This window comes from Glutamicibacter arilaitensis Re117 (assembly GCF_000197735.1).
Classification (GTDB): Bacteria; Actinomycetota; Actinomycetes; order Actinomycetales; family Micrococcaceae; genus Glutamicibacter; species Glutamicibacter arilaitensis.
This window is the reverse complement of the sequence record NC_014550.1, coordinates 1,981,148-2,006,718: the sequence shown is the minus strand read 5'-3', so window position 1 is coordinate 2,006,718 and position 25,571 is coordinate 1,981,148. Positions and strand designations below refer to the sequence as shown.

The window sequence follows — 25,571 nt, the reverse complement described above, 5'->3', positions numbered from 1 at the left end:
TCGCCCGCACGGAGTTTGCCTTGAGCCAACGTTCTTCATAGCGTGCCCATGCCAACGTCTTGGAGTGCAACGTTCCGCCGGGTTTACGCACTGAGCCTTGCGCAGCTGCGAGCCTCGGCAGGTCAGATTCAGCTTCCCTCCCTCGGTCGGAGTTTCCTTGCGAGTATCGAGCGCGCATCTAACTGTCGGTGCAACTGACTAGTGTAGCTATCGTTCGAACGCATGTTCGAATATAATGGATTCACCTAGTAAGGAGTGCGCTCGTGGGGATATTCACCGAGTCGATCGAGGTTGCTCGCGCAACGGATGGAATGCCGTTGCGCGTGAAATGGCGGGGGCGGGACTACCGTCTGGTTGCCGAACCTCAGCGTTGGTTCGAACGCCGCAAATGGTGGGACGAGAACCTGCGGATCCCGCGCGGCATTGGTGCTGGAATTGCCGACTATGAGATGTGGCGCCTGCAGCTGGTTGCGGTGCGCGGATCCCAAGAGGTGCACAGTGTTGATGTGAGCTTCGATGCGCAAACCCAACGGTGGCGACTGGTGCGAGTGCACCAAACCCTGGCCCGCAGCGCCTGAGAACGCGGGAAGGCGAACATATCTTCGAAGGACCTCCATGAGCTTCACCCACCTGAACGTCAGTTCTTCCTACAGTGCCCACTACGGGGTCTCGCACCCGAAGCAGCTGGCCCAGGCGGCCAAGGCGCAGGGCGCGCAGATGCTCGCGCTCACCGACCGCGATGGACTCTATGGAACGGTCAAGCATGTGGCGGCGTGCATGGCAGAAGGACTGGACCCGATTCTCGGAGTGAACCTTGCGGTGCTCGATACCCACGGCGACACCCATGGGCGGATTATCCTGCTGGCCCGTGGACGCTGCAACGGTGCCGGATATGCGGCGCTATGCCGAGCTATCACCCTCGCGCACAGTACTGCGCATGGCGTTCCGGGGCTGAGGATCGAGCAACTGGCGCACTTGGCTGCTGCCGGAAACCTGGTGCTCCTGCTAGGCGGCGAATCAGACGTGGCCCGCGCAATCCTCAAGGGCAGCTACACCCAAGCCCGCGCCTTGCTCGCTGGCTGGAAGAAACGGCTGGGAAAAATGCTGCGCGTGGAAATCGCCACATATCTCTCCAGCCCAGGATCGCGCTACAGCCTCGGTGAAGCAGCCCGCTTGCTGCGCTACGCCCACGAGCGGGGGATCAAGGCCGTGCTCACCAATGCCGTGCGCTACGTAGACCCCGACGGAGCGGTCACCGCAGACATCCTGGACTCCGCACGCGCCCTGCACAGCCTGAAGAACCTGGACTCCTGCCAGCCCAACGGCCAAGGATGGCTGAAAACCCCGCAGCAGATGCGCCAGCTGGCCAAGGAAATCGGGCAGGCCACCGAAAAAAGCTGGGCGCACCAGCTCTTGCGCGAAACCGAAGCACTCGCCGAATGGGCCGCAGTAGACCCGGTGGCTGATCTTGGATGGAAGAAACCGGTGATTCCCGAAGCTAAGGTCATTGGCCTGCGCCGCCCAGCCATGCAGGAACTCACCGAGCGTGTCCATGGGGCAGTGCCTGGGCTATTGGGCGCTGAGAAGCGCAGTGTGGTTGAAAAACGCCTTGCCCTGGAGCTCGGGGTGATCGACCGGCTGGATTTCGCCGGCTACTTCCTGACTGTCGCCGAAACCGTCAAGCTGATCACCGGCATGGGGATCCGCGTAGCCGCCCGCGGCTCCGGCGCCTCCTCGCTGGTGAACTACCTGCTGGGCATCAGCCAAGTGAATCCGCTGGCCCACGACCTGGTGTTCGAACGCTTCCTCTCCGATACCCGTACCACCTTGCCGGATATCGACATTGACGTGGAATCCGCACGCCGCCACGAGATCTACCGCGAGATCTTCTCCAGCTTCGGTGAAGAACGGGTAAGCCTGATGAGCATGCAGAACGCCTACCGTGCCCGCGGAGCAGTGCGCGATGCCGGAGCGGCTCTCGGGGTGGAGCAAGAACAGGTGGATGAGATCGCTAAGCAGCTCTGGCGTTTCTCCGCCTCCTCCTTCCGTGAAGCACTGAGCGAGAAACCCGAACTGGCCGCCTTGGCTGAGCGCATTACCGACGACACCCAGCTCGATATCCTCATTGACGCCACCGAACGCCTGGACCGGCTGCCCCGGCATATCTCCATGCACCCTTGCGGGGTGATCCTCTCCGATGCGTCCCTGCTGGACCGCACCCCTGTCCAGCCCTCGGGCATTGGGCTGCAGATGAGCCAGTTCGACAAGCACGACATGGACCTCATGGGGCTGATCAAGCTGGATGTGCTGGGGGTACGCATGCAATCGGCCATCGCCTACACGCTGGAGGAGATCGCCCGGATGCACCCGGACAAGCGGTCAGCGGCCCGCGCCGGAGGGCATGTCGATGACAGCTACATTTCCGCCACCGGGGTGATCGACCTGGCCCGGGTGCCGCTGGATGACGAACCGACTTTCGAATTGATCCGCTCCACCCATACGCTGGGCTGCTTCCAGATCGAATCCCCAGGGCAGCGCGAACTGGTCGGCAAGCTCGCCCCGCGCGAATTCAACGACCTGATCATCGACATCTCCCTGTTCCGCCCAGGTCCCATGCAATCGAATATGGTCAAGCCCTACCTGGAGCACCGCCACGGATTCGCTCCCGCCCAATACCTGCACCCGGATTTGATTCCCGCGCTCGCCGAAACCCACGGGGTGACCGTCTTCCACGAGCAGGTGCTGCGCATCTTGCATGTGCTCACCGGTTGCGGGCTGGGCATGGCTGATGTCTACCGGCGTCTGCTGGGGGACCCCGAGAAGGAACCCGCAGTGGAACGCTATGTGCGCACCGAAGCGGCCAAGCGCGGCTATGCCCAGGAAACCATCGACAAGGTATGGGAGGTGCTCTCCGGCTTCGGCTCCTTCGGCTTCTGCAAGGCCCACGGGGCGGCCTTTGCTGTACCCACCTACCATTCTGCCTGGCTCAAGGCCCATCACCCCGAGGCCTTCCTTGCCGGGATCTGGGAACATGACCCGGGGATGTATCCCAAGCGGCTGCTGGTCTCTGAAGCGCGGCGCATGGGCGTTCCGATCCTTCCGCTGGATATCAACCGCTCCACCGGGCACTATCGAGTCGAACGCATATTCGAACATGCTCCGGCTGCCGTGCCTGCGGTACCTCGCGCCGTTGGATCCCAGCGCCCCGGACGCTACGGCATCCGCCTGGCCTTCCGCGACATCCACCAGATGAGCGAACGCGAAGTGCAGCGACTGGTTGCCGGACAACCCTATGAGCACCTGGCCGATGTCCGCGCCCGTGCAGGGCTGTCCCGGCGCACCTACCAGAACCTTGCAGCACTCGGAGTGTTCGATTCCCTGCTGACAGGAACCTCGCGCGCTGACACGATCGCCCACACCCAATCCATGTCGCACAGCTCCCTGCCGGCCAAATACCGCCCCGGACCCGGCCAGCTTGCCTTGGACCTCGGACGAATCGAGCATATTGCCGAAACCGGAAAGCAGTTGGACCCGGCAGATATCGTGCGCAACGAACTGGACCTGATGCATCTGGATGCCAGCGAGCACCTGATCACCTCATACCGCCAACGCCTAGCCCACCTGACCATCACGCAAGCGGCCGAGCTGCTGCACCTGCGCAACGGAACCGAGGTGCTCGTTGCCGGGGTACGCGTAGCCACGCAGACCCCGCCGATGCGGGGAGGCAAGCGCGTGGTGTTCATTTCCGTGGATGACGGAAGCGGCTGCATTGACGCCACCTTCTTCGACGACACCCAGCAGCGCACAGGACCATTGCTCTTCTCCACCCGCATGCTGCTCATCCACGGGGTAACCCGGCGTACCGGACCGCGCGGCATTTCCCTGCAAGCGCTGAACGCCTGGGACCTGCACCAGCCCGAGACGCTGCCTGCGGCCGGATACCTCGAAGCGGAAAGCCGTCCGCAGCCAAGCTATAGGCCGAAGCTGGGACAGGAAGCCGGGAAGCTCGAATCTGTCGCGCAGCTTGCCAAGCGCATGGAGGCTGAAGGCCTGGACCAGCGCGGCGCGTAGCTAGACCGAGGAAATATGCCCGTCGGCGTCAATCACGAATGAAGGATTGTGCACGAAATCCCAGCGGAAACCGTCGGGATCCGCCACACAGGCGCTCTTCCCGCCCCACGGCTGCACCGTAGGCTCGGAAACCGAAGTTGCTCCCGCATCCAGCGCTCGCCGGTAGTGGTGATCCACCTCTGCATCGGTGTGGACATTGTGGCCCAAGGATATTGGAGGCGCCGATTCGCCGTGGCCTACATTGCCGTACTCGGAGGGCATCTGCTTGATATCCCACAGTGCCAGCATCAAGCCGTATCCAGCGCGGACAAAGGCAATTTCCGGATGGGCTGGCTGGACCAGTTCAAAGCCCAGCCCCTCGGTGTAGAACTTGGTTGAAGCACCGACATCGCGCACGCCGAGGGTAATGGCGCTGATGACCGGTGGGGTCGACTTGTTCATGCCTCGAGCCTATGCCGATGGCGGGGATTGCGAAAGGGATGCGGCGCTACGCATCACTGCGTATAGCGGGCAGAGTAAGTGCGGGGCAGACTGGAGCATGGCGGTGCGATGCGCCGTCGAAGATTGGAAAGAATCAATGACGGCGGCTGGACAAGCCTTGCTGCTGCCGTCGAACAGCTCGAACGCTCATGAGAATGCCGAGATGGACGTGTTGGATTCTGGCGGGGGTCGCCTATGCCGCTAGCGATGTCGAGAACCATCTCGATGGTCCTCAGACCCTGTGCAGACCGGTCTTCGCCGATGCAGTCGGCGACGGGGTTGCTGTTTCTGACTCGCAGGAGGCAAAGCCCTGGGGTCGCGCGCCACGGACAGATCATGGGGGTGTGGCGAGCAATCCGCATTGCTGGGCGCGCAGGACAGCCGAGAGACGATCTGCCGCGCCCAGCTTCCGGTACAGGTTCTCTTGGTGCTTGTGGATGGTGCGCGGGGAAATCCGCAACTACGCAGCGATGGAGTTCGCGGTGTTTCCTTCGCCCAGCAGCTTGAGCACAACCTGTTCGCGGGTGGTCAGTGCCTGGGCAGAGCCGTCCAGGGGGCCTGCCGGCCTGAGCAGTTCGAGCAGGGCCAGATGCGTATCCAACCCGGAAATCATCGGGAGGATCTGCATCGCGGTGTTGATATCCCGTTCGGTATAGGGATCCTCGCTTACCAGCGCATAGGTGGTTGCGCCGTTTCCGGGCACGGTGATCGGAAGAGAGATCTGATTGGTGCGCATGCCAAGCCGCTCGATGATATCTGCTGCTTCCTCCGAGATCCGCCACCCAAGTTCGCCTACCCGTTCCAAGGTCATCACCGCGGGGTCGGCGATGGTGTTGTGATAGGCAATCAGCGGGTGATCGGTTAGTGCCTGCTCGGCGGCCATTTTCAGCTGTTCTGGATCGATCGCCGGGTATTCTCCAAACAGGCCAATCGTTCCTGAACCGCCGACGCCAGGCAGGGGCACGCGGGATCCGGCATAGGCCCGCAACGAACGCAGCAGTGCATCATTGAGGATCTGCCGGCCGATAAGTGGATTGGTTTCATGCAAAATCTCTGCGCCGGCTGACAGTCACAGGGCGCGTAACACGTTGATACCAGCCATGAATGACCCTTCCCTGGACCAAGCCTTGGAAAGATCGAAGCGGCGCCGCCCAGTAGCAATAGGGTACTCGCAGGCGGCGGTCCCCGCTGAAGCCTTGCGCGCATTCTCAGCTCGCGGCTAGAGGTAGTTCCACTGCTCGGTGGGTGGCAGTTGATGCTGCGTGGTGTGCGGTTCATGGCCGTACGGTGATGGGAATTGGCTGTGATGCTGCCGCGGACGTACCGGTGGGCGGGAACCGCGGGTGCTCGCATTGCGGGCAGGGATGCTCGGTTCGGCCGAAGAGCGCGAAGTCTGGCACGTGATGACGCTGATCAACGCGGAATCGCTGTTGAACCAGTCACACGAGGCGGATCAATCACCGCAAAACCCGATGTGAGGGCGCGCCAGAGCGGGGTCCTGAACTAAACTAGATTCTGGCTGGCTGTGGCCAAGGTATGCCACAAGCTATGAAGCCATCACAGATTGAAAGGTAGAACCCGATCTCATGAGCGAGCAGCTGACTCTCACCATTGACGGCGAGCAGGTACAGGTGGACGCGGGAACGACCGGTCTGCAGCATTTTGCCAATGATAAAGACGTGGTTGTTATGCACGTCGATGGCGTATTGCGCGACCTGGCCCGCGAACTGGAAGCCGGAACCACTGTCACCCGCGTAACCATCACCGATCCAGAAGGATTGGAGGTGCTGCGTCACTCGACCGCGCACGTGATGGCCCAGGCTGTACAGCAGCTGCGCCCGGATTCCAAGCTAGGAATCGGCCCATACATCACCGACGGTTTCTACTTCGACTTCGATGTCGAGGACCCGTTCACCCCAGAAGACCTCAAGCAGCTGGAAAAGATGATGCAGAAGATCATCAACCAGAACCAGCTCTTTGTCCGCCGCGAAGTTTCCCCGGAGGAAGCCAAGGCGGAAATGGCCAACGAGCCATACAAGTGCGAATTGCTGGCCAAGGCCGACTCCGCGGACACTTCAGGCGAAGGCGTCACCGTTGAGGTCGCTGCCGGCGAAACCACCATCTACGACAACGTGGATCGCAAGTCCGGCGAGACGGTCTGGAAGGACCTGTGCCGCGGCCCGCACCTGCCTAATACCAAGCTGATCAAGAATGCGTACGCGCTGACCCGTTCGGCCGCCGCCTATTGGCTGGGCAGCGAGAAGAATAAGCAGCTGCAGCGCATCTACGGCACCGCATGGCCAACCAAGGACGACCTGAAGGCCTACCAGGAGCGCTTGGCCGAGGCTGAGCGCCGCGACCACCGCAAGCTCGGTGCCGAACTGGACCTGTTCTCCTTCCCGGATGAACTGGGCTCGGGCCTGCCGGTGTTCCACCCCAAGGGCGGCATCATCAAGCGCGAGATGGAAGACTACGTACGTGATCGCCACGTAGAAGAAGGCTTCCAGTACGTAGGCACCCCGCACATCTCCAAGGATGGGCTGTTCCACACTTCGGGCCACCTGCCGTACTACGCGGACACCATGTTCCCAGCGCTGCACATCGATGAAGAGCGCGACGAAGACGGCAACATCACCAAGCAGGGCCAGGAATACCGGCTTAAGGCCATGAACTGCCCGATGCACAACCTGATCTTCCGCGGCCGCGGACGCTCCTACCGCGAACTGCCGTTGCGCCTGTTCGAATTCGGGCACGTCTACCGCTACGAGAAGTCCGGCGTAGTCCACGGACTGACCCGCGTTCGCGGCTTCTCGCAGGATGACAGCCACTCCTACGTCACCAAGGAACAGGCTCCTGCCGAGGTTGAGCACCTGCTGAACTTCATGCTTTCGCTGCTGCGCGACTTCGGCATGGATGACTTCTACCTGGAGCTGTCCACCCGCGATCCGGAATCGGATAAGTTCATCGGCTCGGATGAGCAGTGGAACGAAGCTACCGCCGTGCTCGAGCGCGTCGCCACCGAATCCGGTGTCGAACTGGTTGCCGACCCAGGTGGAGCTGCATTCTACGGCCCGAAGATCTCGGTCCAGGCCAAGGATGCCATCGGCCGTACCTGGCAGATGGGCACCGTGCAATACGACTTCAACCAGCCAGCGCGCTTCGGCTTGGAGTACCAGGCAGCCGACGGCACCCGCCAGGAACCGGTGATGATCCACGCTGCGAAGTTCGGTTCCATCGAACGCTTCTTGGGTGTGCTCACCGAGCACTATGCAGGTGCCTTCCCAGCATGGCTCTCGCCGGTGCAGGTTCGTGCAATCCCTGTGGCTGAAGCCTTCAACGACTACCTCGGCGAGGTGGTCGCCAAGCTCAAGGCCGCCGGCGTGCGCGTGGAACTGGATGATTCCTCGGATCGCTTCCCGAAGAAGATCCGCAACGCATCCAAGGACAAGATTCCTTTCGTGCTCATCGCCGGTGGCGAAGATGCCGATGCGAATGCCGTGTCCTTCCGCTTCCGCGATGGCAGCCAGGAAAACCAGGTGCCAGTCGACGATGCTGTAGCCCGCATCGTTGAAGCCATCAAGAGCCGCGACAACAACAACTAGTACGGATAGGGAGTCCATCAAGCATGCAGGAAGAAGCAGACCGGTCCGTTACCGACGACTTCGAGCTCGCCGGGGTGCCGGATTCGTTCCAGCGCCTATGGACTCCCTACCGGATGGCTTATATCAAGGGTGGGCAGGATCAGGTCAAGGATGAGGCCAGCTGCCCATTCTGTGCCGGTCCCGGGCGTACTGATGAAGAGGCGCTGATCGTCCATCGTGGCAAAACCTGCTACGTGATCCTGAACCTCTTCCCGTACAATCCTGGCCACCTGTTGGTCTGCCCGTACCGCCATGTGCCCAACTACACCGATATCACGGTGGAGGAAACGGCCGAGATGGCGGCGTTGGCGCAGCAGTCCATGCGCGTGCTGCGCAAGGTCTCGAATCCTGCGGGGTTCAACCTGGGCATGAACCAGGGTGAAGCCGGGGGAGCGGGCATTGCCGCGCACCTGCACCAGCATATCGTGCCGCGGTGGAATGGCGACGGGAATTTCTTCCCGATCATCGCCCAGACCAAGGCAATTCCGCAGACTCTCTCCGAGGTACGCGAAGCGATTGCTGAGGCATGGGATAGCGAAAACCCAAGCTAGGCTGGAAACAGCTGACTGGGCGGTGGAACATGGAAATGTTCCACCGCCCAGCGTCGTTTAAGCGGGCTTGAACGGGACTGCCGGAAGCCTTCGGGTCGAGAGATCTCCTACTTGAAGGAACTGTCCCACTACTTGAAGGTCTGCGGTCCATTCCCGGATCCCGGTCAGCAGCAGTGCTTTCGGGCATGTGGCGCAGATGCCTGCCACGGTGGGCGGTGCTGCATGCCGGGAATCCGGCTTAGGGTTGCGCGAGCAAATGATGCGTTGCACTCTAGCCGAGCGGGTGAAAGTTGATTACGGCGAGTTGACGACGCAAGAAATTCCTGCTCCTGAAAGGAACTGGAAAAAAACCCTCGACTAAGCGAAAAACTGGGTGTTGACTAGAGGATTCATTTTGAATGACTATGTTACGCACTAACCCCTGTTAGGGTGACTTGTCGACTGGTGTAACAATATGACGCAACACGCGAGGTAATAATCGAAACCGATCCTACGATTACTGGCGTACCACCTCGCTAAATCCCCTGAATTTCCGGGCATGCAGCGAATCAACGCAGTGTCGAAAGGAACCATTCCTCCATGTCTACGAACAACCAGAACTCCGTCATCGGCTCGGAACGCGTCAAGCGCGGTATGGCCGAAATGCTCAAGGGCGGCGTCATCATGGACGTGGTCACCCCGGAGCAAGCGCGCATCGCTGAAGATGCCGGCGCCGTAGCCGTCATGGCGCTCGAACGCGTCCCAGCCGACATCCGCGCCCAGGGCGGCGTTTCGCGCATGAGCGACCCGGACATGATCGATGGCATCATCGCCGAAGTTTCGATCCCAGTGATGGCCAAGGCCCGCATCGGCCACTTCGTCGAAGCGCAGATCCTGCAGTCCCTCGGCGTTGACTACATCGACGAGTCCGAGGTGCTCTCGCCAGCGGACTATGAGAACCACATCGACAAGTGGCCATTCACCGTCCCATTCGTTTGCGGCGCCACTAACCTCGGCGAAGCGCTGCGCCGCATCAACGAGGGCGCGGCGATGATCCGCTCCAAGGGCGAAGCCGGCACCGGCGATGTATCGAACGCAACCGGTCACATGCGCAAGATCCGCGCAGAGATCGCCAAGCTCTCGGCACTGCCAGAAGACGAGCTATACGTGGCCGCCAAGGAACTGCAGGCACCATACGAGCTGGTCAAGGAAATTGCCCACACCGGCAAGCTGCCAGTTGTCCTGTTCACCGCGGGCGGCATTGCGACCCCTGCCGATGCAGCCATGATGATGCAGCTCGGTGCCGACGGCGTGTTCGTTGGTTCGGGTATCTTCAAGTCCGGCAACCCGGTTCAGCGCGCTGAAGCCATCGTGAAGGCCACCACCTTCTTCGACAACCCAGATGAACTGGCCAAGATCTCCCGTGGCCTGGGCGAAGCAATGGTCGGCATCAATGTTGCCGACGTGCCGGTACCTCACCGCCTCTCGGAGCGCGGCTGGTAGAAACTGCCCTGAGTAGCCCGTGCCGAGGCCGAAGAAGTGGATGTAACAGTCCGCGTCTTCGGCCTTGGTGCATTTGGTCTTCCAGATCTCCCTCCGGTACGAGCTGCAACGAGGGACCGTGATCTGGCCTTCTCGGTCAAGTGTTTTCAAAAGCAGCGTATATCGACTTATTGCAGACGCAATGATCAGGGGGAGGTGCAATGCGCTGCTGGTCCCTCAGATCGGTCCTGGAGCCTGGCGGCCGAACTAATACGTACCGGCTACTGGCGAGGCTGGTGGGCAGGGTTCCACAGCCCGGCCAGACTACCTCAAACGCAATGAGCGTGCGCCAAGGCTCGGGTCGACCGCAGGCCCTGGCAGGCAGCAGGGCACCCATATTGGTTCGGAAGTCCGTGTCTAAACCACAGCCGCCTGCGCGCTGAACCCGGCCACTGGCTCGCCACCTGCCGGACCGTGGTGTTCACTGTGTGATCGAGGCACCTTGGTATCTCCTTCGAACGCCTGGTGACCACATCCAAAACGTCACGCAGGACGCGCTCGGGGCAGCCGGGATGCTTTCGCTGGATGGAATCCACGAGGTGCAGATCCCCTGGGCAGGGCAGGAAGCATTGCCGGGCTAATCTTGACCCCGGCTAATCCGAAGACTTGGATCCCGCACCAGTCCCTGCAATGGACGTTGGACGCGATCACCGCTGGCCCGGCATTCGTGCACTATGGCCGCATGGACATCCTTGCCGTCAACTCCCTGGCGCGCGCATTCTACAAGGATGTCTACCTGATGCCCGGGCAGCCACCGAACATCGCCCGCTATACGTTCCTAGACGACAGGGCACACGACTTCTATCCGGATTGGGATCTCTTCGCCGAAGTGACCGTCGCGATCCTGCGCACTGAAGCTTCGCGTGACCCGCACAACAAGGAACTGCACGACCTTATCGGGGAGCTCAGCACCCGCTCCAAGGAATTCCGACAACGTTATGGAGCACACAACGTTCGCCATCACGGCACTGGATCCAAAACCTTCCACCATTCGGTCGTTGGTGAACTCACCTTGGCCTACGAGGGCTTGGAGATGGCAGCGGAGCCTGGCCTGACCTTGACCATCTACTCCGCCGAGCCAGGTTCAAAATCCGAAGAGGCGTTGAGCTTGCTTGCCTCGTGGGCCGCCACTGAATTCGCGAAACCCGCTCTGGGATCTCTGGCACGGGAATCCTAGCAACGCACCTACCGCAGCAAGCAGGCCGGGACACTGTCGAGGGGTCAAGGCAGAGCCGCTTAGTCGTATTTGGTTCGGGCCAAGTCGCTTTGCAACGACGGGCATGCCAGAGAACCGGAATGAGAAGTCCTGCAGGAACGCCATCGCCCAGAAACGCCGGTTGCAGGGCCTACAGTGCCTACTTGAAATTGGAAAGAAGCAGACACTGAACATCTTGGTCGCTGGCCTTTGGAAATTTCAGATTATCTAAATCTGGTGTGGCCGATTTTGAGGCTGCAGTTCCAATTATGATGTCATTTTGGGGCCCTTGTTCTTGCTGTTACGCGAGGACGTTTCTTCCGTTGGCGTCGGTGCCGAGCAGCGGAGCCCCGGCATCCAGTTGCTCGGGGTCCCGGGTGGTGCGACAGCCGCATTATTGCTCCCGGAGCACAGGAGAATTTTCGTGTGGCAGACTGTGTGACATGAGCGAAATTATCTTCGATGCCGCGGTGTCGCTCAACGGCTATTTGGCCGACGAGAACCATGGGTTGCAATGGCTTTTTGACGTGCCGGGAGCACAGGAACCCGACCCGGACTTATTGCCCAAGAATGTTGGCGTTCACGTCGAAGGCGCAAACACCTATAAGTGGTTGATCGACAATGAACAGCTCATGGAAAATCCGCACAAGTGGCAGGAATATTATCCAGGAGTCACGACCTATGTCTTTACTTCAAGGGATCTGCCCATTCCCGACGGCGCAGATGTGCGCCTGGTCAACGGGCCAGTTGCAAAATTCTTGCCGGAAATTCGTGGCACCGCGGGACTCAAGAATATCTGGGTGCTTGGTGGTGGAGAGCTTCTGGGACAATTCCTTGATGCCGGTGCCATCGACATTTTGGCATTGACCATCGCCCCCGTGGCTTTAGCTAGAGGAACTGAATTGCTGCCTCGGAATATTGGCAGCGAACGCCTCGAACTGGTCCAGGCGCACAAGGCCGGACCCTTTGCCCGCCTCGTCTACCGAGTGCACGACTCATGGTGAACCTTTTTTCAATCGAATCTGCCGGCCACAGGAATACCTGTGGCCGGCAGATTCAACTCACTATTAAATGTTGTCTACTGATCCCATGAGCGCAGGACCATGTGGCGTCCGCGGCCCAAGAGCTTCAGTCCGTTGGCGCTGAAGAAGTCAGCGCTTGATGGAGTCGCCGCCGCCAAGAGCTCCTGGGGAACTTCTTCATCCGGTGGCGAAAGCGGATTGATCATGGAGCGGGAGAGTCCATGAAGCAATGCGGTGCCAGCACCTTGACGGCGGTGGCCCTTTCCGATCGCGAGCGAATGAATCATCAGCTGGCCATTCAAGCCCTGCTGGGCAAAGCCACGGCCGACAATCTCGCCCTCTTCAGTGCGCGCCACAGCATGTTCGACACGTCGCAGGGCGGGGTGGCCGCTGGAGAGCTGGGAACTGGTTTCGCGCCACAGGTTGGTCACGTTCAACTCGGCAGCATCAGCCCCTGATGCTTCAGGCACATTGGTGCCTAGGCGAATCTTGCCGGCCCAGCGATCCATCGGGATAGCCAGCGGACCGGCATGCCAAGACACCTGTGCATTATCGGAGAAGCCAGCGGCCTTCAACTCATGGGAGTGAGCCCCGGAATTGACCCATGCTTCCACCCGACGTGCGCCCAGACGCTGCCCTTCGGCCAGCGCAGGGCGCAGTCCTGCTTGTTCAGGTTGCTCAGGGAAGAGCAAGATCAAGCGCTTGCGCACCGGCTGCCAAACCCACGAGCAACCGTGGGTGGTAAAGATCTTGCCGCCGGTGGCAACTGCCAATGCCTGATGCCAGTGGCTCAGTGCTTCCTGTGCGGAGGCAATAGTCGTCATTATTCTGCGTTCACCAATCCTCGACGGCGCAGCAGCGGTTCTACCCATGCGGTGCGGCCGCGGAATAATTCGTAGGACTCTAGGGGATCGCGCGTATTACCGCGCGAAAGCAGTTCCTCACGGAACCGATTACCATTTTCGCGCATTAAGCCCCCATTTTCCTCGAACCACTGCACAGTGTCGGCATCGAGCACCTCACTCCAGATGTAGGAGTAGTAGCCAGCGGAGTATCCATTGGCGAAAATGTGCTGGAAATAACCGGTGCGGTAGCGAGGTGGAATCATGGCGGTGTCGAAACCGGCACGCTTCAAGGCATCCTGTTCGAACTGCAGCGGGTCATCGATAACGGTGCCAGCGCTGATCGTGTGCCATTCCCAGTCAAGGACACTGGCGGCCAGGTACTCGGTCGTTGCAAACCCCTGGCCCCAAAGCGAAGCCGCGCGGATCTTTTCGATTAGCGAAGCGTCCAGCGTTTCACCGCTGTGGTGATGGACGGCGTAACCGGAGACGACATCCTCGTGAAGCATCCACATCTCATTGACCTGGGAAGGGAATTCCACGAAGTCGCGGGGGACCGAGGTGCCGGAAAGCGACGCGTACTTGCCATTGGAGAACATGCCGTGCAGCGCATGGCCGAACTCGTGGAAGAGGGTATTGGCCTCGTCCAAGGAGAGCAGGACGGGATTGCCCGGCGCAGGCGGGGTGATGTTCAAGGTGTTGGTGACGATCGGACGTTCATCGAGGAAGGAAGAGGCATCGCGCAGGCTGGTCATCCACGCCCCGCCCTTCTTCGTATCACGCGTCAGGAAATCGCCGGTATAGATGGCCAGTGGTGTTCCATCGGCATCGAAGACTTCGAAAACACGAACGTCATCGTGGTAGGTAGGCAGATCGAAACGCTCGGTGAACGTGATGCCGAAGAGCTTGGTTGCCGTGGCGAAGACGCCATCAATCAGCACCCGATCCAGCTCGAAGTAATCGCGCAGAGCTTCGGAATCCACGGAGTACTCGACGCGCAGCACCTTGTTGGAGAAGTATTTCCAATCCCATGCGTTGATCTCAGCGCCAGCGACCCTGCTGAGCACTGCAGCTTCCTTGCGCGCATTGGCGGTGGCAGCTTTGGTGAGCTCGGCCAAGCGCTCTGCTACTGCAACGGTGGACGGAGCTGTTGCCTGCGCGAGTACGGTTTCTGCATGATTGGCAAAACCGAGCAGCGCGGCACGCTCGGCACGCAGTTGTGCCATTTCTGCGGCCACATGAATGGTTGGATTATTTTCGGTGCCGCGGCTCAGCGATGCGTTGAACACCTTGCGGCGTGACTCGCTGGAATCCAGCGACTCAAGAACTGGTTGCTGGCTGGGTGAGACCAAGGTCAGCAGGTACCCCGAAGCGTGGCCTGCCTGTTTGGCCGCCTGAGCAGCTGAATCAATTGCTTGGCTGGAAAGCCCTGCCAGCTCTTGTGCATCCTCAAAATGCACCGCATGCGCATTCTGGTTTTCCAGGACGAGGTTGGCGAACTGGGTGGAGAGTTCAGCAAGCTTGGCATTTAGTTTCTTGAGCTTCTCCTTGTCGGTGTCTGCCAGACCTGCACCGGCCAATTGGAAATTCTTCAAGGTCTGGTCTGCGAGGCGGGCATCTTCGCCCTCCAACCCGGAGAGATCTAAGGCTTGTAAACGTGAATACAAGGATTGATTTAGGTAAATTGCGTCTTCTTGCTTGCTCCAAATCGAAGAAATCTCAGACTGGACCACGCGGAGCTCATCGGTTCCGTGAGCTGAAATCACGGAAAAATAGGTCATGAGAGCGCGGCGCAGGGTCTGGCCGCTGGATTCCAGCGCAAGGAAGGTGTTCTCAAAAGTGGGTGTCTGGGCATCATCAATGATGCGCTGCAGCTCGTCAAGCTGTTCGGAGGCGCCAAGCTGGACCGCCTCCAAATAATGCTCAGCGGTTAGCTGGTCGAAAGCTGGCCATTGGTAAGGCCTAGTGCTGGGAGTCAGAAGCGGGTTTTGCATAGGGCTAGGTTTTCATGGAAAACGTGATTTAGCTTGCATTTACACCCCGGATACCAAGCTGAGCTAGGCTCGATGCATGCCCCAACGTCCACTGCCCGCATTTCTTCCGCTTGGCTCAACTCTGCTAGTTGCATTGCTAATTGGCGGTTGCGCCGCAGTTCCCAGCGACAACGCGCAGCCATCGGCTCCCGCACCTTCGGCCGAAGCAATCACCCCTGCCTCACCACAACCGGCATCGAGTGCTCCGGCAACTCCTGAGGTACCTGCGGAATTCTCACTGATGGTTACCGGCGATGTGCTGCTGCATCCGCAGCTGCTCGATGAGGCGAAGCAAGCCGCTGGCACGGAATCCGGCAACGGAGAAGACTACGATTTCGGTCCGTTGCTTGCAGGGCTTGCTCCCTACGTGCAGGACGCCGATACGGCGCTTTGCAACCTGGAAACACCAATTGGAGAGCCGCCTTATTCGGGTTACCCGCGATTTACGGTTCCAGAAGCGATCCTGGGTGAGCTCGAAGCCATTGGCTATGACGGTTGCACCACCGCCACCAATCACACCGTCGATGCCGGGACCACTGGAGTCGAGCGAACCCTTGACGCGCTGGAAGCGAACGAGCTTTTCGCCACCGGATCCTACCGCACCGAAAAAGAGTCCAAGAAGCCCTCGATCCTGGACGTAGAAGGCGTGAAGCTCGGGGTAGTGACCAGCACCTATTCACTCAATGGCTTGCCGGAGGCAGCGGACTGGCAAGTAGATACCGGGGTGGATGCGAAGGAACTCATCGCCCGGGGCAAGGCCACACGCAAGGCGGGAGCGGAGATTGTCGTGGCCGCGGTGCACGATGGGGCTGAATACTCCACTGAACCGACGGCATCCCAAAAAAGGCTTGGCCGGGAGCTGGCCGAATCCGGTGTCTTCGATTTCATTTACATGCACCACACCCACTCGGTCCTGCCCATTGAGAAGCACAAGGGTACCTGGATCGTCTACGGACTGGGAAACTCGGTGGCAAAACATGCCACACCGACCATTCTCAATCGCGAAGGCATCAGCGTAAAGGCAACGTTCACCCAGGAAGAACCCGGTGAATGGGACGTCAGCGAATTGAGTTGGGTTCCGCACCAGCTGTCGAAGGAGCCTGTGGCGTGGTGCCAAGTCGTCGATCCTGCTGGATGCATTCCGGAAGCCGAAGCGAAAGCCTCATTGAAACGCACCATGGCCACCGTGGATGCCTACGGGGCATTCGCTGAGGGCCTCCAAGAATGGACGCTGGACTGATCTAGCGCAAGGACCAGGGTGCCCACACGCCGCTTGGCGGTAGGATTGCATGCGCTCTGGCTAGCCGTGCCGGTGAAATATCGTCGAGGGCGCTAGCCTGCTCGGCAAATCCCGTCTCCGCAGAATCGAAACGTTGCACAAGTCGGCCCGTGCCGTTCTGCAGGATCTCGACAAAAGCGCCGCAGACGGCGGACCCCACCAGGGTCTCTAGTTCATCAAGGATTTCGGGGACATCATCGTCGCATCCGTCGCAACCGCAATTGGGAAATACCGCTTGGTACAGCGCCCCGAGCTCCAAAAGAACCCCGGGAAAAGTGGTGATGACTATGCCTGCAGGAGCACAACGTGAATCTGCCGGAATGATCCGAACAGAGCTCACCACCTCGCCTGGATCAACGTGCAGTTGCCTGGCAAGCTCGGGATCTTCAAAGCAGCGCACCTCAAAATTCCCTTGCATCCAATCCAGCAACGCCTGGGCAACCAGCTTCACCGGGGCAAAGCGTTGCGGGTGCTAGGTAACCGAATAACTCTCCGCCTGAGGTAGCCCATCCCAGCGCTGTCCGTAGGGGATCAGCGTGCCGTGCTCGTCAAAGTAATCTGCCCATTCGATTTCCGGACGCTGGTAGCCATGAAGCATGACCTGGTTCTCCTTGCCATTGAGTATGCCGGCATTAGATGAGGCCTAGTGTCCGAACTCGTCAGAATCAGTGAACGGGCCAGCACCAGTATCCATGGCATTGATGGCTGCCATTTCCTCGTGGGTCAGCTGGAAATTAAAAACATCCAAGTTCTCGGCCTGCCGTTGCGGGTCGGCTGATTTGGGTGCTGCCGCTCGGCCGGATTGGACATGCCAGCGCAGGGTGATCTGGGCGCTGCTCTTTCCATGCGCCTGGGCGATACGGGCAAGGGTTGGATGTGAAAGGAAGTCCGATTGCTTCCGGCCCAAGGGGGAGTACGCTTCGGTGCGCACACCATGCTCGGTGTTGAATCCCTGCCATTGGATGCACTGCCGCTCGGGGTCAATCTGGATCTGGTTTAGCGCTGGCACGAGACCGGCATCCAAGACGTTTTGCAGCTGGTAGGGCTTGAAATTCGAAACGCCGGCGGCTCGGATCTTGCCCTCTTCCACAAGCTTGCCCAGCTCCGTGAAGGCTTCAACGTAGGTGCCCTGCTCGGGGTTGGGCCAGTGGATCAAGAACAAGTCCAAATGCTCCAGGCCCAAGCGTGCCAAGGAGTTCTCCAACGCCTGGCGCACGCCTTTTGCCGAATGCCACTGCTTATTGAACTTGGTGGTGACGAAATATTCATCCCGATCCAGTCCACTGCTGGCCAACGCCTGGCCTACGGCATCTTCATTGCGATAGTTCTCGGCTGTATCGATACGGCGGTAGCCGATTTCCAGTGCAGAGAGCACTGCATCAGCCGCTTCCTGTCCGCGCATGGGCCAGGTCCCCAATCCGATCGAAGGCATGCTCACGCCACCGGCAAGTTCGAGAGAAGAAATATCGGAGATCATGTCCTGAACCTACCAAGAATGATCGCCGGCGGGCAGGAGGCTTCGAAGAATCCGCGACACACCGGGACACAAAACCGGCGCATGGGCTCCGTGGGTTTAACGTTATTTCGGCGCCTTTCCGTGCAGCCAACCACCGAACACCATGAAGGTTAGAACCATGCCGAACATAGGCGTCCTCGCTCTACAAGGGGATTTCCGCGAACATCTGGCCTCCTTGGAGCGGCTCGGCGAACCAGCGCAGATGGTGCGCACGATCCAGGAACTGGCGCAGGTCGACGCGCTGGTGATTCCCGGGGGCGAATCGTCGGTGATCGACAGGCTTTCGCGCAATTACGGGTTAGCGGAGCCCATCAAGGAACGCATCGCCGGCGGAATGCCTGCCTATGGTTCCTGCGCCGGGATGATCATGCTGGCAGATCGCATCGAAAACCCCGCAATCTCACGCGATGGCGCCGTTCAGCAGAGCTTCGGCGGTATCGACATGACGGTGAAGCGCAACGCCTTCGGACGCCAGGTCGATTCATTCGAGTACCGCTTGGACTTCAACGGCCAGAACCTCGAAGCCGTGTTCATCCGCGCACCAGAAGCCGTGCAAATCGGTCCAGGGGTCCAGGTGATCAGCACCGTCCAAGCGAGGTCGGAACGCGAACAGGGTAGAATTGTTGCAGTACGCCAGGGAAATTTGTTGGCAACCAGCTTTCACCCGGAAGTCACCGGCAGCACTGCTATCCATCAATATTTCATCAATCTCACGCGAGGAGACGCTTAAAGCATGTCAGGCCACTCCAAATGGGCAACTACCAAGCACAAGAAGGCTGCGATCGACGCCAAGCGCGCCAAGGCCTTCGCTAAATTCATTAAGGGCATTGAAGTTGCTGCCCGTGCCGGCGGTGCCGACATGGCCGGCAACCCAGCACTGGAACTTGCTGTCAGCAAGGCCAAGAAGAACTCCGTGCCGATCAACAACATCGACCGTGCAGTCAAGCGCGGTGCCGGCCTGACCGGTGAGGTCGTCGACTACACCGAGATCATCTACGAAGCACGTGGCCCACAGGGCTCGGCTCTGTTGATCGAATGCCTGACCGACAACAAGAACCGTGCGGCATCCGAGGTCCGCGTGGGCATCACCCGCAATGGCGGCACCATCGCCGACCCGGGTTCGGTTGCCTACCTGTTCAACCGCCAGGGCGTTGTCCGCCTGCCTAAGGGCGAGCTGACCGAAGACGACCTGCTGATGGTCGTACTGGATGCCGGTGCCGACGAGATCATGGACGAGGACGAGAACTTCGCCATCGTTTGCGATCCTTCGGATCTGCGTGCTGTCGCGGCTGCTCTGGACGAAGCTGAAATCGCCTACGAATCCGACGAAATGGAATTCATTCCATCCATGAAGGTCGATCTGGACGTAGACGGTGCCCGCAAGTTCCTGAAGCTCTACGACGCATTGGAAGAACTGGACGACGTCCAGGGCATCTACACCAACGCTGATCTGTCCGATGAGGTTCGCGCCGCGCTGGACGAAGAGCAGTAAGGCTTGGCCTTACGTGTTGTGGGCGTCGACCCCGGCTTGACCCGCTGTGGTCTTGCCGTGGTCGACGTCGCTGCAAACAGGCAAGTTTCGCTGGTGGACGTCACCGTCGCCGGCACCCCGCCGGGCACTCCGCTCGATGCCCGGCTATTGAAGATCGCGGACGCGATCGATGCGTGGCTGGACCTGCATAAGCCAGATGTGCTGGCCTTGGAACGCGTGTTTGCCTCGGCGAACGTCTCCACGGTGATCGGCACCGCGCAGGTTACCGGCGTCGTAATCACCGCCGCTGCCCGTCGCGGGATCCCCGTGGCAATGCACACGCCGACCGAAGTCAAAGCGGCGGTTACCGGCTCTGGGCAGGCTACTAAGGTGGCCATTGGCAAGATGGTCGCGAAGATCTGCCGGCTTGATGAACCGCCCAAGCCAGCGGATGCCGCTGATGCTGTAGCGCTGGCCATCACCCATGGTTGGCGTGGAGCCGCGAGCGGTTCCCACGCGTCAGCCTCGGCTGCTGCTGCGGGAGGCTCTTCGCAGCTCACTGCGGCGCAGCAGGCGTGGATTGCCGCTGAAGCTTCGGCGAAACGGCGCGCGGTTCGACGCTAACGACCTTCGGGACAGCGGTCTCGACGCACCGGCGGGCCAGATGGATCGATATTCGTAGGTATCTTCGATAAACTGGGTTTGATCGAACATATATCCCAAGGAGTGGCATGATCAGCTCATTGACCGGCACCGTGCAAGCGGTTGCTTTGAACACCGCGGTAATTGACGTCAACGGCTTCGGAATGCTGGTCAACGCCACCCCGGGGACGCTATCTGCGTTGCATGCAGGTCGGGAAGCCACGGTTTTCACCTCCATGGTGGTGCGCGAAGACTCGATGACCCTTTTCGGCTTCGCTACCGCTGAGGAACGCGATGTCTTCGAGGTGCTGATCTCCGTTTCAGGCATTGGTCCACGTACCGGTCTGGCCATCTTGGCGGTGCACTCTCCAGAAGAGGTCCGCATCGCGGCCAACACCAAGGACACCGCTGCCTTCACCAAGGTTTCTGGCATTGGTCCCAAGGGCGCAAGCCGTATTGTGCTGGAATTGAACGGCAAGCTGGTGCCAACCGGCGCCCCTGTTCCTTCAAGCTCCGGCGGTGGCAACGTGAGCGTTTGGGAGCCACAGGTGATCGAAGCGCTCACCGGCCTGGGCTGGAGCGAAAAGGACGCCACCGCAACCTTGAAGTCCCTATCCAAGGCTGACCCGGATGTCATTGCCGCTGGCAATGTCGCCGAAATCCTGCGTGCCGCATTGCGCAGCATGTCTAGCGGAACCCGCGCCTAAGCGGTCTGCGAGAGGAACAATCTGATCATGAATGATTCCACCGGGCTCACCAGCGCTGGCAGCGAACCCGAGGAACGCGTCATTGAAGCGGCCCTGCGCCCGCGCAACCTCGACGACTTCGTGGGCCAGTCGCGCGTTCGCCAGCAGCTCTCACTGGTGCTAGAAGCAGCGAAAATCCGTGAACGCACCGCCGACCACGTTTTGCTCTCGGGCCCTCCCGGCTTGGGCAAGACGACTTTGTCGATGATCATCGCTGCGGAGATGAATGCCCCGTTGCGTATTTCCTCCGGCCCAGCTATCCAGCATGCTGGTGATCTAGCTGCGATTCTCTCCTCCTTGAGCGAGGGCGAAGTGCTCTTCCTCGACGAGATCCACCGCATGTCCCGGCCGGCAGAAGAAATGCTCTATATGGCCATGGAAGATTTCCGCGTGGACATCATCGTGGGCAAGGGAGCTGGCGCCACAGCCATCCCGTTGGAACTTCCACCTTTCACCTTGGTCGGGGCAACCACTCGCGCCGGCCTTCTGCCCGGCCCCCTGCGAGACCGCTTCGGCTTCACCGGCCATTTGGAGTTCTACGCAGTCAAGGAATTGGAACTGGTGCTGCGCCGTTCTGCGATGATGCTCGACTTATCGGTCACCTCGGCCGCATTCACCGAAATTGCCGGACGCTCCCGCGGTACCCCGCGTATCGCCAACCGCCTGTTGCGCCGTGTGCGCGACTGGGCCTTGGTGCACAAGCTTGAAGAAATCGATGCCAAGGCAGCCGCTGCCGCCTTGGACATGTATGAGGTAGACGCCCGCGGGCTGGATCGCCTGGATCGTGGCGTGCTTGAAGCCTTGTGCACCAAGTTCGGCGGGGGACCGGTGGGTCTATCTACCCTGGCCATCGCCGTAGGCGAAGAAACCGAAACCGTGGAGACTGTGGCCGAGCCATATCTGGTGCGCGAAGGACTGATGGGCCGGACCCCACGCGGCCGCATCGCCATGCCAGGAGCCTGGGAGCATCTGGGGTTGGCCATGCCCAAAGATGCCATCTTCGCCAGTGCGCAAACCTATGAAAATGATGAGGATTAGGCAAGCATAACTTCACTGCTCGCGTAAATGGTCTGCTGGTACACCGTGACGCACTAGACTAAAGACGCCTGACCTATGCCCGTTTTCGGGTGGGGAAGGGCGTCTTTGCTGTTGCGCGTCCATTTATGGCGTAATGGCATCCCAGAATTTCAGATCAAATCGCAACAAATCGTTAGCAGGTAACTACGTGAATCCCCTCGTAATCGCTCAGGCCGCAGGTGGCGGCTTCAACCCATCCTTGATCCTGATGGTCGCACTGTTCGCAGTCTTGATCTTCATGATGTTCCGTGGCCGCAAGAAGCAGGCTGCACAGCAGGAGAAGCTGAAGAACAACACCGTGCCAGGCGCCAAGGTGATGACCAACTCGGGCATCTACGGCACCGTTGTCGGCGTTGACGCTGAGGATCGCGTACAGGTTGAGGTAGCACCCGGCGTTGTGCTGAACCTGCACCGCCAGGCCATCGCCACCTTCCTGGACAAGGACGCAGCAACCCCAGCTGCCTCAGGTGAAGTTGCAGAGTCCACCAGCACCACCGAAACCCCGGAAGAGTCCCTGCGTCGCTTGAACGACGAGGGCAAGGACGAGCGCAACGCCTAAGCTCCGGGCAGCCTAGCGGTGGCCTGCAGGCCAAGCCACTCAAACGAGAAAGCACATTAGATGTCATCAATCAGACCTGTTAAGCAGGCGCGCAAAGCGTTGCTATGGTTGCTGATCGTCTTCATCATCGCAACCGGCGTATTGGTAGCTGGTGCAGCGAACGGTAAAACCGGATGGGGACCGAAGCTCGCCCTCGACCTCGAAGGCGGCACCGAGATGATCCTGGCCCCTCGGGTCCAGGGCGACGAAGCAATCAACCAAGAACAACTGGACCAAGCGGTTGAGATCATCCGCCAGCGTGTGGATGGTTCCGGTGTATCCGAACCGGAAATCACCACCCAGTCCGGTCGCAACGTTGTGGTCTCCATGCCGGGCACACCGGACCAGACCACTCGCGATTTGATCCAGGCTTCGGCCAACATGGAGTTCCGCCCGGTGCTGATCACCGGTGGCTACGCAGCCACGCCTAAGGAAGATCGCACTCCGGAGAAGGACCTGCCAAAGCCTGAGGGCAAGCCAGAGAACCCTTCAGATACCAACTGGATCACCCCAGAGCTCTTCCAGGAATTTGAAGGCTACGACTGCGAAACCGAGCTCAAGGACCGCGGCGGCGACGCTGCAGACCCAGCCAAGCCAATGATCTCCTGCGATACGGACATGGGTGTCAAGTACATCCTCGGCCCTCAGGAAATCTCCGGCGATAAGATCAAGGACGCGTATGCGCAGCTCGCGCGCGGCGTCAATGGTTCGGTTACCGGTGAATGGGTTGTCGTCATCGAATTCGATGCTGAAGGCACGAAGATCTTCGCCGATACCACTCAGCGCCTGATTGCTCTGCAGGGTTCGCAGAACCAGTTCGCCATCGTGCTTGATGGCGAAACCATTTCGGCGCCAACCACCAATGCGGTGATCTCCGATGGCCGCCCGCAGATTTCCGGTGGCTTCACTCAGGAATCCTCGCAGGCTCTTGCTGAACAGCTCAAATACGGTGCCTTGCCGATCAGCTTCGATATCCAGTCCGAGCGCCAGGTTTCGGCAACCCTTGGTGCTGACCAGCTGACCGCAGGCTTGATCGCCGGCGTCATCGGCCTGGTGCTGGTGTTCATCTACTCGCTGTTCCAGTACCGGGCGTTGGGCCTGGTGACCATCGCTTCGCTGCTGGTCTCCGGCGTGCTGACCTACCTCTGCCTGGTCTTGCTGGGCTGGGGCATGAACTATCGCCTATCGCTAGCAGGCGTGGCAGGCCTGATCGTGGCCATTGGCCTGATCGCCGACTCGTTCATCGTCTACTTCGAGCGTGTTCGTGATGAGCTGCGCGAAGGACGTCCGTTGGCAAGCGCCGTGGACGTTGGCTGGAAGCGCGCTAAGCGCACCATCTTGGCTTCCAAGGCCGTAAACGTCTTGGCCGCTGTAGTCCTTTATATCGTGGCTGTGGGCAACGTGCGAGGCTTCGCCTTCACCCTGGGCCTGACCGCAATCATCGACCTCGTGGTCGTTTACGGTCTGACCCACCCAACCTTGGTTCTGCTGGCACGCACCAAGTTCTTCGCCAATGGCCACCCGCTTTCGGGCATGGATCCATCGCTGCTTGGCGTCAAGCCGCTGTACCAAGGGGCAGGCAAGGTTCGCCGTTTCGATGAAAACGTTGTGGCCAACCGGGGCAAGAAGAATGCCAAGGCGTCTGTTGAAGCCGCCAAGCGCATGACGATTGCCGAGCGCCGCCGTGCACAGGCCGGACACTCCGCTGTCGCGGACAAGCCTGGCAGCACGCAGGCCAAGGCCCAGGAGGAGAACAATGAATAAGCTAGTGACTTGGGGCAATGAGCTCTACACCGGCAAGCGTTCCTACCCGTTCACCAGTAAGCACCGTCTATGGTTCCTGATTGCCGGCATCCTGGTGATCCTGTCCATCCTGGTGCCAGTGGTCAAGGGCGGATTCAACCTTGGCATCGACTTCCGCGGCGGTTCCGAATTCACCGTGTCCGACGTGCAGAACACTGATATTTCCATCGGTGAAAAAACTGTCACGTCGGTAGCTTCAGGCTCCGAAGCTACCGTAACCAACATTGCACCGGGCGCCATGCGCGTGCAGACCGAGCGTTTGAGCGATGATCAGACCCTGGCCATCGCGGACCAGCTCGCGAAGAACTATGGGGTCACCAGCGATGAAGTTACCAGTAACTTCATCGGTCCAACTTGGGGCGCAGATGTTTCGCGCCAGGCCCTGGTTGGCCTGGTAGTGTTCGTGGTTCTGGTTGGCCTGCTGATGGCAGCCTACTTCCGAACCTGGAAGATGTCGCTGGCGGCCATCGTCGGCTTGATCGCCGTGGTGGTCGTGACAGCAGGCATCTACTCGCTGACCGGTTTCGAAATCACTCCAAGTGCGATCATCGGCTTCCTGACGATTCTGAGCTACTCGCTGTATGACACCGTGGTGGTCTTCGATAAGGTCCGCGAAAACACGAAGGACTACACGCAGCAGACCAAACGCACTTTCGAGCAGCTGGTGAACCTGGCAGTGAACCAGACCCTGGTCCGCTCGATCAACACCTCGGTTGTTGCAGTGCTTCCAGTGGCTGCGATCCTGTTCATCGGTTCCTACCTGCTAGGTGCCGGTACGCTCAAGGATCTGTCCTTGGCACTGTTCGTCGGTATTATCGTCTCGGCCCTGTCGACTCTGTTCGTCCAAGCGCCAATGTTTCACTGGCTACGCCACAAGGACGAAGACGTGGTAGCGCACAACCAGAAAATGGCAGTTGCCTAGCCTGATCTGAAGATCCGATTTTGGTGCCCCTAGCTCTTGCTGGGGGCACCAAAATTCTTTAAGCGTGAAGATGCGTAATTAGTTGTCACCGCGCTAACGTGCTATAACGATTGAACTAAAGAAGGTGTTTTCAAGTGCACGGCAACCAGGGAACAAGTTGC

The 25,571-nt window shown here is 59.8% G+C and carries 24 protein-coding genes and 1 pseudogene; 17 read left to right on the top strand and 8 right to left on the bottom strand.

Annotated features, from left to right (window positions below):
- Window positions 1–263: 263 nt before the first annotated feature.
- Both AARI_RS09610 and AARI_RS09605 read left to right on the top strand, forming a co-directional pair.
- Window positions 264–578: a DUF6504 family protein gene (locus tag AARI_RS09610; protein WP_013349111.1), complete on the top strand. Its 315-nt coding sequence runs from the start codon at window positions 264–266 to the stop codon at window positions 576–578.
- Window positions 579–615: 37 nt separating this feature from the next.
- On the top strand, window positions 616–4,071 hold the full coding sequence (locus tag AARI_RS09605) for a DNA polymerase III subunit alpha (RefSeq protein ID WP_013349110.1): 3,456 nt from the start codon (window positions 616–618) through the stop codon (window positions 4,069–4,071).
- Here the strand turns inward: AARI_RS09605 and AARI_RS09600 are convergent, their stop codons facing one another.
- The 3 genes from AARI_RS09600 to AARI_RS18630 all read right to left on the bottom strand — a co-directional run bounded on the left by AARI_RS09600 (window position 4,072) and on the right by AARI_RS18630 (window position 5,599).
- Window positions 4,072–4,512, bottom strand: coding sequence for a VOC family protein (locus tag AARI_RS09600; RefSeq protein WP_013349109.1), 441 nt, complete (start codon window positions 4,510–4,512; stop codon window positions 4,072–4,074).
- Window positions 4,513–4,885: 373 nt separating this feature from the next.
- On the bottom strand, window positions 4,886–5,011 hold the full coding sequence (locus AARI_RS20425) for a LuxR C-terminal-related transcriptional regulator (RefSeq protein WP_081461138.1): 126 nt from the start codon (window positions 5,009–5,011) through the stop codon (window positions 4,886–4,888).
- A complete protein-coding gene (locus tag AARI_RS18630) occupies window positions 5,012–5,599 on the bottom strand; it encodes a hypothetical protein (RefSeq protein ID WP_013349107.1) in 588 nt (195 codons plus the stop codon).
- Between the two features lie 295 nt (window positions 5,600–5,894).
- Here AARI_RS18630 and AARI_RS20290 point away from each other — a divergent pair, with 295 nt between their 5' ends.
- The 6 genes from AARI_RS20290 to AARI_RS09570 all read left to right on the top strand — a co-directional run bounded on the left by AARI_RS20290 (window position 5,895) and on the right by AARI_RS09570 (window position 12,463).
- Entirely contained in the window at window positions 5,895–6,029 is a 135-nt protein-coding gene (locus AARI_RS20290; protein WP_013349106.1) for a hypothetical protein, read from the top strand.
- Between the two features lie 108 nt (window positions 6,030–6,137).
- On the top strand, window positions 6,138–8,153 hold the full coding sequence (gene thrS / locus AARI_RS09590; protein ID WP_013349105.1) for a threonine--tRNA ligase: 2,016 nt from the start codon (window positions 6,138–6,140) through the stop codon (window positions 8,151–8,153).
- A 23-nt stretch (window positions 8,154–8,176) separates the two neighbouring features.
- Window positions 8,177–8,743, top strand: a complete 567-nt coding sequence (locus AARI_RS09585) for an HIT family protein (protein WP_013349104.1) — start codon at window positions 8,177–8,179, stop codon at window positions 8,741–8,743.
- Window positions 8,744–9,322: 579 nt separating this feature from the next.
- The gene (gene pdxS, locus AARI_RS09580; protein ID WP_013349103.1) at window positions 9,323–10,225 is read left to right on the top strand and encodes a pyridoxal 5'-phosphate synthase lyase subunit PdxS; all 903 of its coding nucleotides are present in this window, start codon (window positions 9,323–9,325) and stop codon (window positions 10,223–10,225) included.
- A 622-nt stretch (window positions 10,226–10,847) separates the two neighbouring features.
- Entirely contained in the window at window positions 10,848–11,441 is a 594-nt protein-coding gene (locus AARI_RS09575) for an MmyB family transcriptional regulator (protein ID WP_319022627.1), read from the top strand.
- 461 nt (window positions 11,442–11,902) lie between these two features.
- Window positions 11,903–12,463, top strand: coding sequence for a dihydrofolate reductase family protein (locus tag AARI_RS09570; RefSeq protein ID WP_013349101.1), 561 nt, complete (start codon window positions 11,903–11,905; stop codon window positions 12,461–12,463).
- Window positions 12,464–12,537: 74 nt separating this feature from the next.
- Here AARI_RS09570 and AARI_RS09565 read toward each other — a convergent pair whose 3' ends face one another.
- Complete coding sequence (locus AARI_RS09565) at window positions 12,538–13,305, bottom strand: GNAT family N-acetyltransferase (RefSeq protein ID WP_013349100.1); 768 nt, start codon at window positions 13,303–13,305, stop codon at window positions 12,538–12,540.
- Window positions 13,305–15,317: a M3 family metallopeptidase gene (locus AARI_RS09560; RefSeq protein ID WP_013349099.1), complete on the bottom strand. Its 2,013-nt coding sequence runs from the start codon at window positions 15,315–15,317 to the stop codon at window positions 13,305–13,307. The genes AARI_RS09565 and AARI_RS09560 overlap by 1 nt, the downstream gene beginning before the upstream one ends.
- Before the next feature lie 76 nt (window positions 15,318–15,393).
- Between AARI_RS09560 and AARI_RS09555 the strand changes: the two genes are divergently transcribed.
- Window positions 15,394–16,596 (top strand): CapA family protein, encoded by a 1,203-nt coding sequence (locus AARI_RS09555; RefSeq protein WP_013349098.1) that lies wholly within the window; start codon window positions 15,394–15,396, stop codon window positions 16,594–16,596.
- A gap of 1 nt (window position 16,597) precedes the next feature.
- On the opposite strand, the pseudogene AARI_RS09550 reads toward AARI_RS09555, so the two are convergent.
- The 3 genes and pseudogenes from AARI_RS09550 to AARI_RS09545 all read right to left on the bottom strand — a co-directional run.
- Window positions 16,598–17,095: pseudogene (locus tag AARI_RS09550) on the bottom strand (DUF6226 family protein); the annotation flags it as partial.
- 12 nt (window positions 17,096–17,107) lie between these two features.
- A complete protein-coding gene (locus AARI_RS20285; protein WP_013349096.1) occupies window positions 17,108–17,233 on the bottom strand; it encodes a hypothetical protein in 126 nt (41 codons plus the stop codon).
- A 45-nt stretch (window positions 17,234–17,278) separates the two neighbouring features.
- The gene (locus tag AARI_RS09545; RefSeq protein WP_013349095.1) at window positions 17,279–18,112 is read right to left on the bottom strand and encodes an aldo/keto reductase; all 834 of its coding nucleotides are present in this window, start codon (window positions 18,110–18,112) and stop codon (window positions 17,279–17,281) included.
- Between the two features lie 157 nt (window positions 18,113–18,269).
- On the opposite strand from AARI_RS09545, the gene pdxT reads away from it, so the two are divergent.
- The 8 genes from pdxT (at window position 18,270) to secF (ending at window position 25,410) form a co-directional block, all read left to right on the top strand.
- Complete coding sequence (gene pdxT / locus AARI_RS09540; protein WP_013349094.1) at window positions 18,270–18,881, top strand: pyridoxal 5'-phosphate synthase glutaminase subunit PdxT; 612 nt, start codon at window positions 18,270–18,272, stop codon at window positions 18,879–18,881.
- A gap of 3 nt (window positions 18,882–18,884) precedes the next feature.
- Window positions 18,885–19,643, top strand: coding sequence for a YebC/PmpR family DNA-binding transcriptional regulator (locus AARI_RS09535; protein WP_013349093.1), 759 nt, complete (start codon window positions 18,885–18,887; stop codon window positions 19,641–19,643).
- A gap of 3 nt (window positions 19,644–19,646) precedes the next feature.
- Window positions 19,647–20,246: a crossover junction endodeoxyribonuclease RuvC gene (gene ruvC, locus AARI_RS09530; RefSeq protein WP_013349092.1), complete on the top strand. Its 600-nt coding sequence runs from the start codon at window positions 19,647–19,649 to the stop codon at window positions 20,244–20,246.
- A gap of 107 nt (window positions 20,247–20,353) precedes the next feature.
- On the top strand, window positions 20,354–20,971 hold the full coding sequence (gene ruvA / locus AARI_RS09525; RefSeq protein WP_013349091.1) for a Holliday junction branch migration protein RuvA: 618 nt from the start codon (window positions 20,354–20,356) through the stop codon (window positions 20,969–20,971).
- 27 nt (window positions 20,972–20,998) lie between these two features.
- Complete coding sequence (gene ruvB, locus AARI_RS09520) at window positions 20,999–22,048, top strand: Holliday junction branch migration DNA helicase RuvB (protein WP_013349090.1); 1,050 nt, start codon at window positions 20,999–21,001, stop codon at window positions 22,046–22,048.
- Window positions 22,049–22,235: 187 nt separating this feature from the next.
- A complete protein-coding gene (gene yajC, locus AARI_RS09515) occupies window positions 22,236–22,646 on the top strand; it encodes a preprotein translocase subunit YajC (protein ID WP_013349089.1) in 411 nt (136 codons plus the stop codon).
- 60 nt (window positions 22,647–22,706) lie between these two features.
- Complete coding sequence (secD, locus tag AARI_RS09510; protein ID WP_013349088.1) at window positions 22,707–24,449, top strand: protein translocase subunit SecD; 1,743 nt, start codon at window positions 22,707–22,709, stop codon at window positions 24,447–24,449.
- Window positions 24,442–25,410, top strand: a complete 969-nt coding sequence (secF, locus tag AARI_RS09505) for a protein translocase subunit SecF (protein WP_013349087.1) — start codon at window positions 24,442–24,444, stop codon at window positions 25,408–25,410. Before secD ends, secF begins: the two co-directional genes overlap by 8 nt.
- The last annotated feature ends 161 nt before the right edge of the window (window positions 25,411–25,571 follow it).

Excerpts from the sequence above, each read along its gene's own strand:
- AARI_RS09605 (WP_013349110.1), top strand. The coding sequence starts at position 616 with ATGAGCTTCACCCACCTGAACGTCAGTTCTTCCTACAGTGCCCACTAC.
- AARI_RS09600 (WP_013349109.1), bottom strand. The coding sequence starts at position 4,512 with ATGAACAAGTCGACCCCACCGGTCATCAGCGCCATTACCCTCGGCGTG.
- thrS (WP_013349105.1), top strand. The coding sequence starts at position 6,138 with ATGAGCGAGCAGCTGACTCTCACCATTGACGGCGAGCAGGTACAGGTG.
- AARI_RS09585 (WP_013349104.1), top strand. The coding sequence starts at position 8,177 with ATGCAGGAAGAAGCAGACCGGTCCGTTACCGACGACTTCGAGCTCGCC.
- pdxS (WP_013349103.1), top strand. The coding sequence starts at position 9,323 with ATGTCTACGAACAACCAGAACTCCGTCATCGGCTCGGAACGCGTCAAG.
- AARI_RS09570 (WP_013349101.1), top strand. The coding sequence starts at position 11,903 with ATGAGCGAAATTATCTTCGATGCCGCGGTGTCGCTCAACGGCTATTTG.
- AARI_RS09565 (WP_013349100.1), bottom strand. The coding sequence starts at position 13,305 with ATGACGACTATTGCCTCCGCACAGGAAGCACTGAGCCACTGGCATCAG.
- AARI_RS09560 (WP_013349099.1), bottom strand. The coding sequence starts at position 15,317 with ATGCAAAACCCGCTTCTGACTCCCAGCACTAGGCCTTACCAATGGCCA.
- AARI_RS09555 (WP_013349098.1), top strand. The coding sequence starts at position 15,394 with ATGCCCCAACGTCCACTGCCCGCATTTCTTCCGCTTGGCTCAACTCTG.
- AARI_RS20285 (WP_013349096.1), bottom strand. The coding sequence starts at position 17,233 with ATGCTTCATGGCTACCAGCGTCCGGAAATCGAATGGGCAGATTACTTT.
- AARI_RS09545 (WP_013349095.1), bottom strand. The coding sequence starts at position 18,112 with ATGATCTCCGATATTTCTTCTCTCGAACTTGCCGGTGGCGTGAGCATG.
- pdxT (WP_013349094.1), top strand. The coding sequence starts at position 18,270 with ATGCCGAACATAGGCGTCCTCGCTCTACAAGGGGATTTCCGCGAACAT.
- AARI_RS09535 (WP_013349093.1), top strand. The coding sequence starts at position 18,885 with ATGTCAGGCCACTCCAAATGGGCAACTACCAAGCACAAGAAGGCTGCG.
- ruvA (WP_013349091.1), top strand. The coding sequence starts at position 20,354 with ATGATCAGCTCATTGACCGGCACCGTGCAAGCGGTTGCTTTGAACACC.
- ruvB (WP_013349090.1), top strand. The coding sequence starts at position 20,999 with ATGAATGATTCCACCGGGCTCACCAGCGCTGGCAGCGAACCCGAGGAA.
- secD (WP_013349088.1), top strand. The coding sequence starts at position 22,707 with ATGTCATCAATCAGACCTGTTAAGCAGGCGCGCAAAGCGTTGCTATGG.
- secF (WP_013349087.1), top strand. The coding sequence starts at position 24,442 with ATGAATAAGCTAGTGACTTGGGGCAATGAGCTCTACACCGGCAAGCGT.